Raw genomic sequence first — 14,239 nt, forward strand, 5'->3', positions numbered from 1 at the left:
TGAACACGATGACTCTCAATCCCTCATCCGCGCGCGCGTTCGCCGAGCGCCCCGCGCTCATGCTGCGCGCCGAAGACGTGCGCAAGACCTTCACGCTGCACGGCCAGGGCGGCATCGGCATCGAGGCGCTCGCGGGCGTGTCGCTCGATGTCGAACGCGGCGAATGCGTCGTGCTGGTCGGCCCCTCGGGCGCGGGCAAGAGCACCTTCTTGCGCTGCCTCTACGGCAACTATCTCGCAAGCGGCGGCACCATCGCGATCCGCGACGACGCGCTGCCGCAACAGCATCTGGCGATCACGGGCGCGGAACCGCACGACGTGCTGCGTCTGCGCCGCAACGTGGTGGGCTACGTCAGCCAGTTCCTGCGCGTGATTCCGCGTGTGAGCACGCTCGATATCGTGGCCGCGCCGCTGGTTGCACGCGGCGTCGACGAAGACGAAGCGCGCGAACAGGCCGCGCAGCTGCTCGCGCGCCTGAACGTGCCGCAGCGTTTGTGGCCGCTCGCGCCCGCCACGTTCTCGGGCGGCGAGCAGCAACGCGTGAATATCGCGCGCGGACTGATCGCGCAGCATCGCGTGCTGCTGCTCGACGAACCCACGGCGTCGCTCGATGCGGAAAACCGCGCCGTCGTCGCGCAACTGATCGTCGAGGCGCGCGAGCGCGGCGCGGCGATCGTCGGCGTGTTCCATGACGAGGACACGCGCGAGCGCGTCGCCACGCGCGTGCTGACGCTCGCCGCGCCGCGCGCGCCGATCGGCCTGCAAGCCGGGATGGAAGCCCGCGCCGTCGCCTGAAAAACGACGCGAAGAAACTGCACTGTGTCACGCGCCGCGCGCACACTGAAGCCTGTGCGCCGCACGCGTCCCACCCTGATGACGACCTGATTTCCGGAGCCCGACGATGTTGATCACCAACGCTCGCATCGTGACGCGAGACGACGTATTCACCGGCACGCTGCGCGTGGAAGACGGCATGATCCGCGAGCTGTCGCGCGGCACGACCGCCGCGCCCGAAGCCGAAGACTGGGAAGGCGATTTCCTGCTGCCCGGCCTCGTCGAACTGCATACCGACAACCTCGAAAAACACCTCGCGCCGCGTCCCGGCGTGCAGTGGAACATCGACGCCGCGTTCGTGATCCACGACGCGCAGATCGCCGCCGCGGGCATCACCACGGTGTTCGACGCGCTCGCCATCGGCACGCGTCTTTCCGTGGGCGTGCGCGGCCGCGACGTGCAGCTTGCGAGCGCCACCGCGCTGTCGCGCTTCACCGAACGCAAGCTGCTGCGCGCCGATCACTTCCTGCATCTGCGCTGCGAGATCGCCACCGAAGACGTGATCGAGCTGTTCGATACACTCAGCGCGCATCCGCTGCTGCGCCTCGCCTCGGTGATGGACCACACGCCCGGCCAGCGCCAATGGCACGACCGCGCGCAGTGGCGCCGCTTTCAGGAGCGCCACGGCAAATGGACCGACGAGCACGCCGACAACCTGCTCGCCGAAATGGCCACCGAGCAGGAGCGTTACGCCGATGCGCACCGCCGCGAGATCGTCGGGCGCTGCCGCGCGCGCAACATTCCGCTCGCGAGCCACGACGACACGCTGATCGAGCACGTCGAGCAGGCCGCGGAAGAAGGCATCGTGCTGGCCGAATTCCCGACCACGCGCCTCGCCGCCGAAGCCTCGAAGCAGCGCGGCATCGCCACCATCATGGGCGCGCCGAACGTGGTGCGCGGCGGTTCGCATTCGGGCAACGTCTCGGCGCTCGAACTGGCGCAGGCGGATCTGCTCGACATCCTCTCGTCGGACTACGTGCCGTCGAGCCTGCTGACCGCCGCGTTCGACCTCGTGACCAAGGCCGACTGGACGCTGCCGCGCGCCGTCGCCACGGTGTCGTGGGAGCCCGCGCGCAAGGCCGGTCTGCACGACCGCGGCGCGATCGAACCGGGCCTGCGCGCCGACTTCGTGCGCGTGACCATGCTCGATGCGCTGCCGGTGCCGCGCGCGACGTGGCGCGCGGGGCAGCGCGTGGTGTGAGCGCGTGGTGAGCACGCTTTAAGCATGCATTGAAGTAGAAGCCGCAAGATTGCTGCGTTGCAGTAACGGCGCGCCGAGGCTGTCGATCAAGCCAACGGCGCGCCGTCGTTTCGATTTCAACTTCCCTTCAGGTACCGCGCCTTGCGCCGTATCGGTGCTCGCGCAATCATCCGACTGTTGCGGCAGAGCATCGCAATCGCGCTCCCGCACGCGCGCCGCGGTCTTGCGCCGATACGCCGCGCGCCTTGTCCAGCAAGGCTTTGCGGCCAGCGTCATCGATTCGCCGGCGACCGTTAGAGCGTTGGCTCGCCCGCCATCCGGTATTTCACTAGCGACGCAGCAATTTTGACCGGGTAAGCTTTGCGGCGCCGCTCGCAACACGCTCAAACGTGAAGTGCGAGGCCACCACAGTTCCAGCGCGAGCCGCGCCGGAACACAGCACGGCGGCGGCACGACCGCACGCCGCGCGCCCTGAACCATACGAGGAGTACACATAGTGAAGAAACTGCTTGCCGCCCTGTCGGTTGCCCTGCTGGCCGTCTCGGCCGGTGCCGCCCAAGCCAAGGACTGGACCACCGTGCGCTTCGGCGTCGACGCGAGCTACGCGCCGTTCGAATCGAAAGCACCCGATGGCAAGCTGGTCGGCTTCGACATCGACCTCGGCAACGAAATCTGCAAGCGCATGAACGCGAAGTGCGTGTGGGTCGAGCAGGATTTCGACGGCATGATTCCGGGCCTGAAGGCGAAGAAGTTCGACGGCGTGCTCTCGTCGATGACCATCACCCCGCAGCGCCAGGAACAGATCGCGTTCTCGGCGAAGCTGTTCAACACGCCGACGCGCCTCGTCGCCAAGAAGGGCACGAGCTTCCAGCCGACGGCTGACTCGCTCAAGGGCAAGTCGGTGGGCGTCGAGCAAGGCACGATCCAGGAAACCTACGCCAAGGAAAACTGGGCGCCGAAGGGCGTGAACGTGGTGCCTTACCAGAACCAGGACCAGGTCTACGCCGACCTGATCTCGGGCCGTCTGGACGCCGCGCTGCAAGACGAAGTGCAAGCCGACCTCGGCTTCCTGAAGACCCCGCGCGGCGCGGGCTTCCAGTTCGCGGGCAAGGAAATCCCGACGGGCGCTGCCGCCATCGGCCTGCGCAAGGAAGACACCGACCTGAAGGCGAAGATCGACAAGGCCATCGCCGACATGATCAAGGACGGCACGTACAAGAAGATCGAAGCCAAGTACTTCGACTTCGACGTGTACGGCAACTAAGCATCGCCGTTCCCTTCTTGCGACCGCCGCCGTGCGGTCCGCAAGATGGAAAAAGCCCAGACCTCGGTCTGGGCTTTTTGCTTTGCGGCGCGCGCAGCGATGCGAAGATCCGGCAAAGGCCACGCATCGGCCAGTCCACACGCGACGCCGCACCCCGATTCAGCCCACCGCGCATATCGGCTAAGATCATGGGCACCGGTCCGCCCGCGGACCAAACCTACTGCCACTCCGAACGCGCCTCGCGCTCAACCGCGTCGCACGCACTCATCATGCAAACCCGCAACCATCCGCTGATCGCACCCGCGCTCGGTACCGCGCGACAGATCACGAGCTTCCACTACGGCCCGGCGGCTGATCCGTCCGCAGGCCAGACCGGCGCGCCGAAGGTCTACATCCAGTCGTCGCTGCACGCCGACGAACTGCCCGGCATGCTCGTCTCGTGGACGCTGCGCCGCAAGCTCGCCGCGCTCGAAGCCGCCGGACGCCTGCGCGGCGAGATCGTGATCGTGCCGGTGGCGAATCCTATCGGCCTGAACCAGCACTGGCTCGGCCATCTCGTGGGCCGCTTCGAATCGAACACCGCGCAGAACTTCAACCGCAATTTCCACGACCTCACGGCGCTCGTGCTGCCGCACATCGAGGCGCGTCTGGGCACGGACGCCGCCACGAACCTCAAGACCATCCGCCACGCGATGGGCGAGGCGCTCGCGGCGCAGCAGCCGAGGACCGAACTCGATTCGCAACGCCTCGCGCTGCAACGCCTGTCGTACGACGCCGACATCGTGCTGGACCTGCATTGCGACTGGGAAGCCGCGATGCACATCTACACGAACCCGGAGCTGTGGCCGGAAGTCGAGCCGCTCGCGCGCTATCTGGACGCCAAGGCGTCGCTGCTGGCGCTGAATTCGATCGGCAATCCGTTCGACGAGATTCACAGCTTTTGCTGGAGCGAGCTGCGCGAGCGCTTCGGCGAGCGTTTCCCGATTCCGCACGGCTCGATTTCGGTGACGGTGGAACTGCGCAGCCAGCGCGACGTCTCGCACGAGTTCGCCGAGCACGACGCCCAGGCGATCGTCGAGTATCTGACCGCGCGCGGCGTGATTGCCGGCGCGGCCGCCCCGCTGCCGCCGCTCGCGCATCCGGCCACGCCGCTCGCGGGTACGGAGCCGATCGTCGCGCCGGCAAGCGGCGTGATCGTGTTCCGCGCCGAATGCGGCGCATGGCTCGAAGCGGGCGCGCCGGTCGCCGATATCGTCGATCCGCTCACCGACGAGCTGGTCACGCTGCACACCAGCGTGAGCGGCGTGATGTACGCGCGTCACAGCGCGCGTTTTGCGACGGCCGGCATGGAAGTCGCGCGCATCGCCGGCGACACGCCGATCCGCACGGGCTCGCTGCTCTCGCTGTAACTCCCCTCGCCGTTTTGTCATGGCTCATCGCACCGATGAGCCATGACTGCACACGTCCATCTCCATTGCCGGGCAGATCGTTTTACGGATTATTTCGCAATCCCAACTTCATGAATTCGATAAAACACGCCACGCGCGACTCATTCCCTGCGTCGATAAATCGAATGGATTCGCCAATAAAACCACCATAAAAAGCGATCCATATACGAAATCCAATCGTTGAAAGCAGAAAATTTTATAACGCGCTAAATCGCGCTTTTTTTGCCCGGATTTTCTTTCCTATCGCCTCGCGAGCCGCGCCAGCGCTCGATTTGCGCCGTTTGCTCCCGTCGGCAAGCCCGCTGTCGCATTTACACCACAGAGTAGCGACATTCATGTGGCATTTCCTTACTGTCACAATCCTTTCGTCCTCGACCCTTAAATTGCAGCGCGTCGCACAGACCGGCCCAAAAGAGGCCGGCACATACTTTTCCTTCATCCGGAGCAACAGTTGAAAAAGAAAATTCTGACCACCGCTATCCTTGCAACCATCGCGGGCGCGGCCCACGCTCAAAGCAGCGTGACCCTGTATGGCCTGATCGACGCAGGCGTGAGCTACATCAATCACACGCAAAACGCGACGAAGGGCAGCTCGAAGGCATTCCAGTACGGTGACGGCGTGGCGCAAGGCAGCCGTTGGGGCCTGCGCGGCTCGGAAGACCTGGGCGGCGGCCTCAAGGCAATCTTCGTGCTCGAAAACGGCTTCAACAGCGGCAACGGCACGGCTGGCCAGGGTAGCTCGATGTTCGGCCGTCAAGCCTACGTCGGTCTGACGCAAAACAACATCGGCTCGCTGACGTTCGGTCGTCAATACTCGTTCAACACGGACATCCTCGGTTCGCTGTACTCGACCGGCGGCAACACGGTGTCGGGCAACTGGGCGTATCACGTCAACGACGTCGACCAACTCACGTCGAGCCGTATCAGCAACGCGGTCAAGTTCCAGAGCGTGAACTTCTCGGGCTTCACGTTCGGCGGCCTGTATGGCTTCTCGAACACGACGTCGTTCGCCGGCGCACCGTCGGGCAGCACGACGGCTTCGTCGCGCGCTTACAGCTTCGGCGCGAACTACGCGTACGGTCCGTTCAGCATCGGCGGCGCATACGCCGACATCACGTACCCGGCAGCCGCATCGCCGACGACGTTCTCGACCTCGCTCGCCAACGTCAGCACGGCCGTCAGCGCGATCCGCGACCTGCGCTCGTTCGGCTTCGGCGGCCGCTACGTGTTCGGCCCGGCAACGGCATGGCTGCTGTGGACGAACACGCGCTTCGAGCCGATCACGGGTTCGTCGACGCTGTACAACGCGTACGAAGCAGGCGTGAAGTACGCCTTCACGCCGGCCCTGACGGGCGCGGTCGGCTACACGTACTCGCGCGCTTCGGGTCTCTTCACGGCGCACTGGAACCAGGTCAACGGTTCGGTCGACTACGCGCTGAGCAAGCGCACGGACGTCTACGGCCTGGTCGCTTTCGAAGACGCGTCGGGCTCGTACAAGGGCACGCCGGTGCAGGCGCAGATCGGCGATTCGTCGTCGAGCATCTTCGCGCCGTCGGGCTCGGGTTCGCAGAACCAGCTCGCCGTTCGCGTCGGCATCCGCCACAAGTTCTAAGCACGCACGACGCCGCGCCCGCCTTGCGGGCGTGGTGCGCGCGCGAAAAAAGGGCGTCCCTCGGGACGCCCTTTCTCTTTTGTACAGCCGCTTCTCGCGCTCCGCACGCGGTCTGCGGCAGCACAGGACCTGCCGCCGCGCGCGCGCTTCTGGTACGCTGCGGCCTTTCCACTCGCAGCATTCGAATCGATGGAACTTCCTTTCAACGAAGCGGCCGTGACGGTCACTCGCACCTCGCTGTCCGCCGCCGGTCAGGTCATCGCGATGCGCGACATCGAAGACACCCGCATCGTCACCGTTGAGCGCAGCCGCGTGGTGCCCATTGTGATCTCGCTGATCGGCGTGGCCATCGCCGCGGCCGGCGGCGTCTGGGGCGCGGGCGCGGCGCTCGGCTGCGGCGTGATGCTGATCGTGGTCGGCTGGCTCGCGTGGATCTGGCAAGAAGTCTCGCACCGCCTGATCGTGGTGGTGGGCGGCGCGCCGCGCGAAGCCGTCACGAGCGGCGACCGCGCCTTCCTCGAACGCGTCGAACAGGCCGTGCGCGCCGCGAAGGCCGACGCCCCAGCAGCGCCCGCCGCACCCACTGCACCCGGCGCCACGCCGGCAGCCTGAGCGGCGGCGCCTGAGCAGTCACCCGATCCGCACACCGCGCGGCCCCTGGCAACAATAAGCGGCCCGCGCACCCAGCCAGCTTCTCCCGCCAGCTACCTGTTTTCCGGCCACGCCCGCGTCGTCACTCCAGATCGATCGGCCGCGTGTGCCAGATGTCGCGCGCATATTCGGCAATCGCCCGATCCGACGAAAACGTCCCCATGCCCGCGACATTCTCGATCGCGCTCGCGGTCCAGCCCGGCACGTCGACGAAACGGCGGTCGGCGGCCTCCTGCGCCTCGACGAACGCGGCATAGTCGGCCAGCACGAGGTAGTGATCGCCCCAATCCACGAGCGTGTGGAAGATATCCGTGTAGCGCGCCGGATCGCCGGGCGAGAAAAAGCCCGTGCGGATCTGGTCGAGCACGGTGCGCAGCTCGGCGTTTTCTTCGTAGACCTGACGGGAGCGATAACCCGAGCAGCGCAGCGCATCGACCTGATCGGACGTGTGCCCGAAGATGAAGATATTCTCCGGCCCCACCGCGTCGCGGATCTCGATGTTCGCGCCGTCGAGCGTGCCCATCGTCAGCGCGCCGTTGAGCGCGAGCTTCATGTTGCCGGTGCCGGACGCCTCGGTGCCCGCCGTCGAAATCTGCTCGGAGAGATCGGCGGCCGGAATCAGTACTTCGGCCACGCTCACGCCGTAGTTCGGCACGAACGTCACCTTGAGCCGGTCGCCCACCACGGGATCGTGATTGATCTTCTCGGCCACGTCGTTGATGAGGCGGATGATCATCTTCGCCATGCGATACGCCGACGCCGCCTTGCCCGCGAACACCACCACGCGCGGCACCCAGTCGCGCTCGGGCTCCGCGAGAATGCGGTTGTAGCGCGTGATCACATGCAGCACGTTCAGCAACTGCCGCTTGTATTCGTGGATGCGCTTGACCTGCATGTCGAACAGCGCATCGGGATTGAACGACAGCCCCGTGCGCGCCGTGAGCCGGCGGATCAGGCGCACCTTGTTCTCGCGCTTGGCCGCGCGAAACGCGGTTTCGAACGCCGCGTCGCCCGCGAGCTTGCGCAGCGCGCCCAACTCGAACAGATCGGTGCGCCAGCGCGTGCCGATGGTTTCGTCGACGAGTGCGGCCAGCGGCGGACTCGCCTGCGCGAGCCAGCGGCGTGGCGTGATGCCGTTCGTGACGTTGGTGAAGCGCTCGGGATAGAGCCGCGCGAAGTCGCCGAAAATATCGCGCGTCATCAGTTGCGAATGGAGCTTCGAGACGCCATTCACCTTGTGACTCGCGACGATCGCCAGATACGCCATGCGCACGCGCCGCTGGCCGTATTCGTCGACGAGCGAAATGCGGCGGATGAAGTCGAGATCGTGCGTGCCCTTCTCGCTCGCTTCGCGCAGAAACGCGGCGTTGATATCGAAAATGATTTCGAGGTGACGCGGCAGCAGGCGCGCCAATAGTTCGACGTCCCAGGTTTCCAGCGCTTCAGGCATCAGCGTGTGATTCGTGTACGAGAACACGCGCTTGATGTGCCCCATCGCCTCGTCCCACGGCATGTGATGGATATCGACGAGCAGGCGGATCAACTCGGGAATCGCCAGCACCGGATGCGTGTCGTTCAGATGGACCGCGACCTTGTCGGAGAAGCGCCCGAACGTGCTGTGCGTGCGCAGATAACGACGGATCAGATCCTGCATCGTCGCCGACACGAAGAAGTATTCCTGACGCAGACGCAGCTCGCGGCCCGCCATCGTCGAGTCGTCGGGATAGAGCAGACGCGATACGTTCTCCGAAATATTTCTCGCTTCCACCGCGCGCTGATAATCGCCCTTGTTGAACGCCGAAAGGTCGAGTTCCTCGTCGGCGCGCGCAGACCACAAGCGCAGCGTGTTGGTCGCGCTCGTGGCGTAGCCGGGAATCACGGTGTCGTAGGCCATCGCGTTGACGTGCTGCGTGTCAATCCACTCGACGTGGCCGTCGCGCTGCACGGTGCGCCCGCCGAAGTGCACGGGATACTGCACCTCGGGGCGCGGAAATTCCCACGGATTGCCCGAGCGCAGCCAGTAGTCGGGCGCTTCGACCTGCTCGCCGTTGATGATCTGCTGGCGAAACATGCCGTAGTCGTAGCGGATGCCGTAGCCGAAGCCCGGAATGCCGAGCGTCGCCATCGAGTCGAGGAAGCACGCCGCGAGACGGCCGAGACCGCCGTTGCCGAGCGCGGCGTCGGGTTCGAGGTCGATCACGGAATCGAGATCCACGCCGACGTCGGCGAGCGCCTCTTTCATCTGATCATGGATGCCCAGCGCGAGCAGCGCGTTCGAGAACGTGCGGCCGATCAGGAATTCCATCGACAGGTAATAGACGCGTTTGACGTCCTGGTCGTACTGGCGGCGCGTGGTGATCATCCAGCGCTCGACGAGGCGGTCGCGCACCGCGAGCGCGGCGGCGTGCAGCCAGTCCTGCGGCGCCGCCGTGACGGCGTCCTTGCCGACGCCGTACATCAGGCGATTGGAGATGGAACGGCGCAGCGCATCGGCGCTGCTCTTCAACTGGTCGAACTCAAGACCGACTGCTGTCATCGAATGCCTCCCGGAAAAGCGACGCGCCGCGTTGCATGTCGATGCGGCGGCGCGCGTTCGTTCAGGGGCTGCGCGCGAGCACCGTTCGGGTGCACGCCGGGTACGCGGACCGGTGCAGGGCGCGGCGCACGCGAGCCTGCGTGACTCGCCTCGCGCCGCATCCTCACCTTGGCCCGCGGGCGCAGATCAGTTTGCAGATTAGGACATTTTGAGATCGCGTGCGGCGGCGCGCCATCGCAAACGCGCCTGGTTCGCCTCGTTGCACGAGCGCTCACGGCACGCGAGACGGGCGACTCGGGCGGACGCGGCCAGTTTGGCTGTTAGTTGCGTTCCATAAGCCGGACGACGACATTCGAGGCGCAAAAATCCCGACGCCAAAAATGCACACCGCGCCGCCTTACAAGCACCTCACGCTTTGAAGCAGGCGCTGCACGAACGCGCCGCGTCTGTAACAATTGCACCAGCGCGCGTCGCGCGCGCCTGCCTTGCGCTTGCCCTTCGATTCGCCCGAGACCGCCGCCTTGTCCGATACCCACACCGCGCAGCCCGACACCACGCCGCGCGCCGACGAGCCCATGTCGGCGAAAAACCGCCGTGCGATGGCCGCAATCATGCTCGCCGTCGCGCTCGCGACGCTCGACACCGCGATCGCCAACACGGCGCTGCCCGCCATCGCCACCGATCTGCACGCGGCGCCCGCCGCTTCGGTCTGGATCATCAACGCGTATCAGCTCGCGATGGTCGCCACGCTGCTGCCGCTCGCGGCGCTCGGCGACATCCTCGGGCATCGGCGCATCTATATTGCGGGGCTGGCGATCTTCACGGTCGCGTCGCTCGCCTGCGCGGTCTCGCCCACGCTCGGTGCGCTCGCGGCGGCGCGCGTGCTGCAGGGCCTCGGCGCGAGCGCGATCATGAGCGTCAACACGGCGCTGATCCGCTTCCTCTATCCGACGCACCGGCTCGGACGCGGTCTCGGCATGAACGCGCTGATCGTCGGCGTGTCGTTCGCCGTGGGCCCGACCGTCGCGTCGCTGATTCTCTCGGCGGGCACGTGGCCGTGGCTGTTCGCGATCAACGTGCCGCTCGGCGCGCTCGCGCTCGTCTTCGCGATGCCCGCGCTGCCGCACACCGCGCGCGGCAAGCACAGCTTCGATCCGCTCGCGGCGCTGCTCAATCTCGTCACCTTCGCCGCGCTGATCTTCGCGCTCGGCGAGGCGGCGCAGCGCGCGCCGCTGCGCGAAGTCGGCATCGCCGCCGTGATCGCGCTGGTGTTCGGCCTGCTGCTGATCCGCCGCGAAGCCGGCCATCCCGCGCCGATGCTGCCCGTCGATCTGTTCAAGCGGCCCGTGTTCGCGCTGTCTTCGCTGACCGCGGTCTGCTCGTTCGCGGCGCAAGGCCTCGCGTTCGTTTCGCTGCCGTTCTATTTCGAAACCGTGCTGATGCGCAGCCAGGTCGAAACCGGCTTCCTGATGACGCCGTGGCCGGTCGTGGTGGCCGCCGCCGCGCCGATCGCCGGGCGGCTGTCGGACCGCTATCCGCCGGGCCTGCTCGGTGCGATCGGCCTGGCGATACTCGCGGCGGGCATGGCGTCGCTGGCGATGCTGCCCGTGCATCCGAGCGTGCCCGACATCGTGATCCGCATGGCGATCTGCGGCGCGGGCTTCGGTTTCTTCCAGTCGCCGAACCTGCGCGCCATCATGGCCGCCGCGCCGCCCGAGCGCAGCGGCGGCGCGAGCGGCACCATCGCCGTCTCGCGTCTGCTCGGGCAGACCACGGGCGCGGCGCTCGTGGCGCTGTGTTTCGGGATCGTGGGTTCGCGCGGCCCGACGCTCGCGCTCGGTCTGGGCGCGGCGTTCTCGGCGGCGGCGAGCATCGTGAGCGGCTTGCGCCTGTTCGCGCCGTCGCACCGCGCGGGGCATTAGCGCGGGGCCGGTGAAGCGCTGACGCGGCGCGCGCGTGGAAGGTTGCGCGACGGGTTGCGCGATGGGTTGCGCGATGGGTTGCGCGATGGATTGCGCAACTCGCGCCCGGCTGGATCAGCGCGTGAAGTACGCCTTCACGGCGTCGACGAAGGTGTCGATATCGGCGGCGCTCACGTCCAGATGCGTGACGAAGCGCGACGCGTAGAGCATCTGCGTGAGGATGCCGCGCTCCTTGAGCCACGCTTCGAGCGGCGCGCAGTCGGCCTGCGGAAACTGCGCGAACACCATGTTGGTGGCGTGCGACATCACCTTCACTTCATCGATCTGCGCGAGCCCGGCCGCGAGGCGCGCGGCGTTCGCGTGATCGTCGGCGAGACGCTCGACGTGATGATCGAGCGCGTAGAGACACGCCGCCGCCAGCACGCCCGACTGGCGCATGCCGCCGCCCAGCACTTTGCGCCAGCGATGCGCCGACTCGATCAGCGCGCGGCTGCCCACCAGCACCGAGCCGACCGGCGCGCCCAGCCCTTTCGAAAAGCAGATCGACACCGAGTCGAAGTCCGCCGTGAGCGCCTGCAACGGCTGATTCGAGCCGACCGCCGCGTTGAACACGCGCGCGCCGTCGAGGTGCGTCGCGAGTCCGCGGTCGTGCGCGAACTGCGTGGCCTCGGCGACATAGGCCGGCGGCAGAATCTTGCCGCCGATGGTGTTTTCGAGCGCCAGCAGACGCGTGCGCGCGAAGTGGTCGTCGATCGGCTTGATCGCGGCGGCGATGCGCTCGAGCGGCAGAGAGCCGTCCGCGGCGTTATCGAGCGGCTGCGGCTGGATGCTGCCGAGCACCGCCGCGCCGCCGCCTTCGTACTTATAGGTGTGCGCGAGCTGGCCGACGATGTATTCGTCGCCGCGTCCGCAATGCGCCATCAGCGCGGCGAGGTTGCTCTGCGTGCCGCTCGGGAAGAACAGGCCCGCTTCCTTGCCCGCCTGCTCTGCCACGCGCGCCTGGAGGCGCAGCACGGTGGGGTCGTCGCCCCAGACGTCGTCGCCGGTTTCGGCGCGGGTCATGGCGGCAAGCATGGCGGGGCCCGGGCGGGTGACGGTGTCGCTGCGCAGATCGATCATGCGATGAAGTCCTCGAAGTCCTCGTGGTGGCCGCGCTCAGGCCGCGCGGCGTGGAATCATCGAGTGTATTTTCAAACGGCGCGGCGAGGCAACCGCGCGAAAAATCGGCGGGGAACGCGGAGGGAAAAGCGGGGAGGAGAAAGCGCGGCGCCCGAGCGCCGCGCATCCGTTCGACGGGGAGAAGACGCGCCTAGCGCGAAAGCAGCGGCAACGGGTCGACGGGCTTGCCGTCGCTGCGCACTTCGAACTGCACGCCCGCGACGCCGTTGTTGTCGACGCCCATTTCGGCGATCGGCTGGCCTTGCGAGACGGCGTCGTCTTCCTTCACGAGCAGTTTGCCGTTATGGCCGTAGGCCGTGACGGTCTGATCGTTGTGCTTGATGATGACGAGCGGGCCATAGGCCTCGATGCCCGTGCCGGCGTAGACCACGCGCCCGGCCGCGGCGGCGCGGACCTGTGCGCCCGGCTGGCCGCCGATCACGATGCCGGTGGACTTGCCCGGCACGAAGCGCTGCAGGATCGGACCGCGCGCAGGCCACGCGAGCGTGAGCTGGGGCGCGACGGGCGCGGGCACGGCCACGCCGGCGGCGGCCGGCGCGGAGCTGGGCGCGCCGAACGCGGGCTGCTGGGGCACGGCGCCCGCATAGCTCGCGGGCGGCGCGACGCGCAACACCTGGCCGGGCAGCACCTGCGCATTCGGCGGCAACTGGTTCCAGCTCGCGAGGTCCTGCGGCCGCTGGCCGTAGGCGGCGGCGATGCGCGTGAGCGTATCGCCAGGATTGACGCGGTAATAACCGGCCGGGACGCCCGTGGTCGATGCGGTGGGCGCCGAACTCGGCTGGCCCTCCCACGGGGTGAGCGTACAGGCGCTGCAGACGAGCGTGAGCGCGGCCAGTGCCGCGTACGCGCCCGGGTTTCGCCGTTGTCGATTCATCTTGCTATACCTCGCTTGTTCCTCGCTACGTACGTCGGGGATACGTATATCTGGATGCGCGTGGGGCCGCCGGCGTTCGCCCGCGAGACCCTCCGCTGATTATGGCGAACGGCCCCCATTATATCTTTCCGGACGCGTGACCCCTTTCAAGGCGCACGCGCCCCGGTTTTCAACCAGCATACGACGCTTGTCAGAACTACCCTACAGTTTGCAAGGACAAACACGACTCCACTGTTCGCCCCCTCGCCTATACTGCCTCAAGCTGCTCATCAGATAATCAGACGAAAGAGACGATGCGCCTCTCGCCGCGGCCCCACGTCCCGTGAGGATTTCGAGCATGAACAAAGCCACTTTCCTGTCCGTCCAGCTCAATGTCGAAGACGTCGCGGCGTCTCCGGGGCTGGTCGAACTGCTCAACAACCATCTCGTTTTTGCCGCCGACGTCGCCGAAGCCGCCGACGAACTGGTCCAGCACGCCAGCGTCGCCGGTCTTTCCGGGGACGCCGAACCGACCGTGCAGATTCCGGCCGTGGTGATCGAGCGTCTGCGCGACGCGCTCGAAACCCTGAGCGGCTACGACGAAACCTGGCTGTTCGCGCTCGAACCCGGCCGTGCACTCTTCGACGACATCGCACGCCGCTCGCGCCTCCTGCACTGAGGCGCCGCAGGACCGCCCGGAGCGGACCGCGCCCGCCGGCGCGCGCCTGTCCCGTCTTGCC

12 protein-coding genes are annotated in these 14,239 nt (G+C 66.9%); 8 read left to right on the forward strand and 4 right to left on the reverse strand.

Annotated features, from left to right (window positions below; translation table 11 throughout):
• Positions 1-8: 8 nt before the first annotated feature.
• Entirely contained in the window at positions 9-794 is a 786-nt protein-coding gene (gene phnL, locus G5S35_RS20195; protein ID WP_183038910.1) for a phosphonate C-P lyase system protein PhnL, read from the forward strand.
• 106 nt (positions 795-900) lie between these two features.
• Positions 901-2,034, forward strand: a complete 1,134-nt coding sequence (locus G5S35_RS20200; RefSeq protein WP_183038911.1) for an alpha-D-ribose 1-methylphosphonate 5-triphosphate diphosphatase — start codon at positions 901-903, stop codon at positions 2,032-2,034.
• Between the two features lie 18 nt (positions 2,035-2,052).
• Here G5S35_RS20200 and G5S35_RS20205 read toward each other — a convergent pair whose 3' ends face one another.
• Positions 2,053-2,310, reverse strand: a complete 258-nt coding sequence (locus tag G5S35_RS20205) for a hypothetical protein (RefSeq protein WP_124260603.1) — start codon at positions 2,308-2,310, stop codon at positions 2,053-2,055.
• 220 nt (positions 2,311-2,530) lie between these two features.
• Here G5S35_RS20205 and G5S35_RS20210 point away from each other — a divergent pair, with 220 nt between their 5' ends.
• The 4 genes from G5S35_RS20210 (at position 2,531) to G5S35_RS20225 (ending at position 6,970) form a co-directional block, all read left to right on the forward strand.
• Positions 2,531-3,298, forward strand: a complete 768-nt coding sequence (locus tag G5S35_RS20210; protein WP_065057622.1) for an ABC transporter substrate-binding protein — start codon at positions 2,531-2,533, stop codon at positions 3,296-3,298.
• A 269-nt stretch (positions 3,299-3,567) separates the two neighbouring features.
• Positions 3,568-4,707 carry a succinylglutamate desuccinylase/aspartoacylase family protein gene (locus tag G5S35_RS20215; RefSeq protein ID WP_065057724.1) on the forward strand — a complete coding sequence of 380 codons (1,140 nt, stop codon included), beginning with the start codon at positions 3,568-3,570 and terminating at the stop codon, positions 4,705-4,707.
• Between the two features lie 490 nt (positions 4,708-5,197).
• Positions 5,198-6,358 carry a porin gene (locus tag G5S35_RS20220; protein WP_065057620.1) on the forward strand — a complete coding sequence of 387 codons (1,161 nt, stop codon included), beginning with the start codon at positions 5,198-5,200 and terminating at the stop codon, positions 6,356-6,358.
• Between the two features lie 189 nt (positions 6,359-6,547).
• Complete coding sequence (locus G5S35_RS20225; RefSeq protein WP_110325923.1) at positions 6,548-6,970, forward strand: DUF6232 family protein; 423 nt, start codon at positions 6,548-6,550, stop codon at positions 6,968-6,970.
• A 121-nt stretch (positions 6,971-7,091) separates the two neighbouring features.
• On the opposite strand, the gene G5S35_RS20230 is transcribed toward G5S35_RS20225, so the two are convergent.
• Entirely contained in the window at positions 7,092-9,545 is a 2,454-nt protein-coding gene (locus tag G5S35_RS20230) for a glycogen/starch/alpha-glucan phosphorylase (protein WP_065057618.1), read from the reverse strand.
• A gap of 575 nt (positions 9,546-10,120) precedes the next feature.
• Between G5S35_RS20230 and G5S35_RS20235 the strand changes: the two genes are divergently transcribed.
• Complete coding sequence (locus G5S35_RS20235; protein WP_080180825.1) at positions 10,121-11,467, forward strand: MFS transporter; 1,347 nt, start codon at positions 10,121-10,123, stop codon at positions 11,465-11,467.
• 114 nt (positions 11,468-11,581) lie between these two features.
• On the opposite strand, the gene ltaE is transcribed toward G5S35_RS20235, so the two are convergent.
• Both ltaE and G5S35_RS20245 read right to left on the reverse strand, forming a co-directional pair.
• Positions 11,582-12,586: a low-specificity L-threonine aldolase gene (ltaE, locus tag G5S35_RS20240; RefSeq protein WP_065057617.1), complete on the reverse strand. Its 1,005-nt coding sequence runs from the start codon at positions 12,584-12,586 to the stop codon at positions 11,582-11,584.
• Between the two features lie 190 nt (positions 12,587-12,776).
• Entirely contained in the window at positions 12,777-13,520 is a 744-nt protein-coding gene (locus G5S35_RS20245) for a peptidoglycan DD-metalloendopeptidase family protein (RefSeq protein ID WP_065057616.1), read from the reverse strand.
• 337 nt (positions 13,521-13,857) lie between these two features.
• On the opposite strand from G5S35_RS20245, the gene G5S35_RS20250 reads away from it, so the two are divergent.
• The gene (locus G5S35_RS20250; RefSeq protein ID WP_065057615.1) at positions 13,858-14,178 is read left to right on the forward strand and encodes a hypothetical protein; all 321 of its coding nucleotides are present in this window, start codon (positions 13,858-13,860) and stop codon (positions 14,176-14,178) included.
• The last annotated feature ends 61 nt before the right edge of the window (positions 14,179-14,239 follow it).

Origin of the sequence: Paraburkholderia tropica (genome assembly GCF_014171495.1) — a bacterium.
GTDB lineage: Bacteria > Pseudomonadota > Gammaproteobacteria > Burkholderiales > Burkholderiaceae > Paraburkholderia > Paraburkholderia tropica.

What these genes read in the sequence shown, in the direction of transcription:
- G5S35_RS20250 (WP_065057615.1), top strand. Translation starts at nt 13,858, where the DNA reads ATGAACAAAGCCACTTTCCTGTCCGTCCAGCTCAATGTCGAAGACGTC.
- G5S35_RS20230 (WP_065057618.1), bottom strand. Translation starts at nt 9,545, where the DNA reads ATGACAGCAGTCGGTCTTGAGTTCGACCAGTTGAAGAGCAGCGCCGAT.
- phnL (WP_183038910.1), top strand. Translation starts at nt 9, where the DNA reads ATGACTCTCAATCCCTCATCCGCGCGCGCGTTCGCCGAGCGCCCCGCG.
- ltaE (WP_065057617.1), bottom strand. Translation starts at nt 12,586, where the DNA reads ATGATCGATCTGCGCAGCGACACCGTCACCCGCCCGGGCCCCGCCATG.
- G5S35_RS20245 (WP_065057616.1), bottom strand. Translation starts at nt 13,520, where the DNA reads ATGAATCGACAACGGCGAAACCCGGGCGCGTACGCGGCACTGGCCGCG.
- G5S35_RS20215 (WP_065057724.1), top strand. Translation starts at nt 3,568, where the DNA reads ATGCAAACCCGCAACCATCCGCTGATCGCACCCGCGCTCGGTACCGCG.
- G5S35_RS20225 (WP_110325923.1), top strand. Translation starts at nt 6,548, where the DNA reads ATGGAACTTCCTTTCAACGAAGCGGCCGTGACGGTCACTCGCACCTCG.
- G5S35_RS20205 (WP_124260603.1), bottom strand. Translation starts at nt 2,310, where the DNA reads ATGACGCTGGCCGCAAAGCCTTGCTGGACAAGGCGCGCGGCGTATCGG.
- G5S35_RS20235 (WP_080180825.1), top strand. Translation starts at nt 10,121, where the DNA reads ATGTCGGCGAAAAACCGCCGTGCGATGGCCGCAATCATGCTCGCCGTC.
- G5S35_RS20200 (WP_183038911.1), top strand. Translation starts at nt 901, where the DNA reads ATGTTGATCACCAACGCTCGCATCGTGACGCGAGACGACGTATTCACC.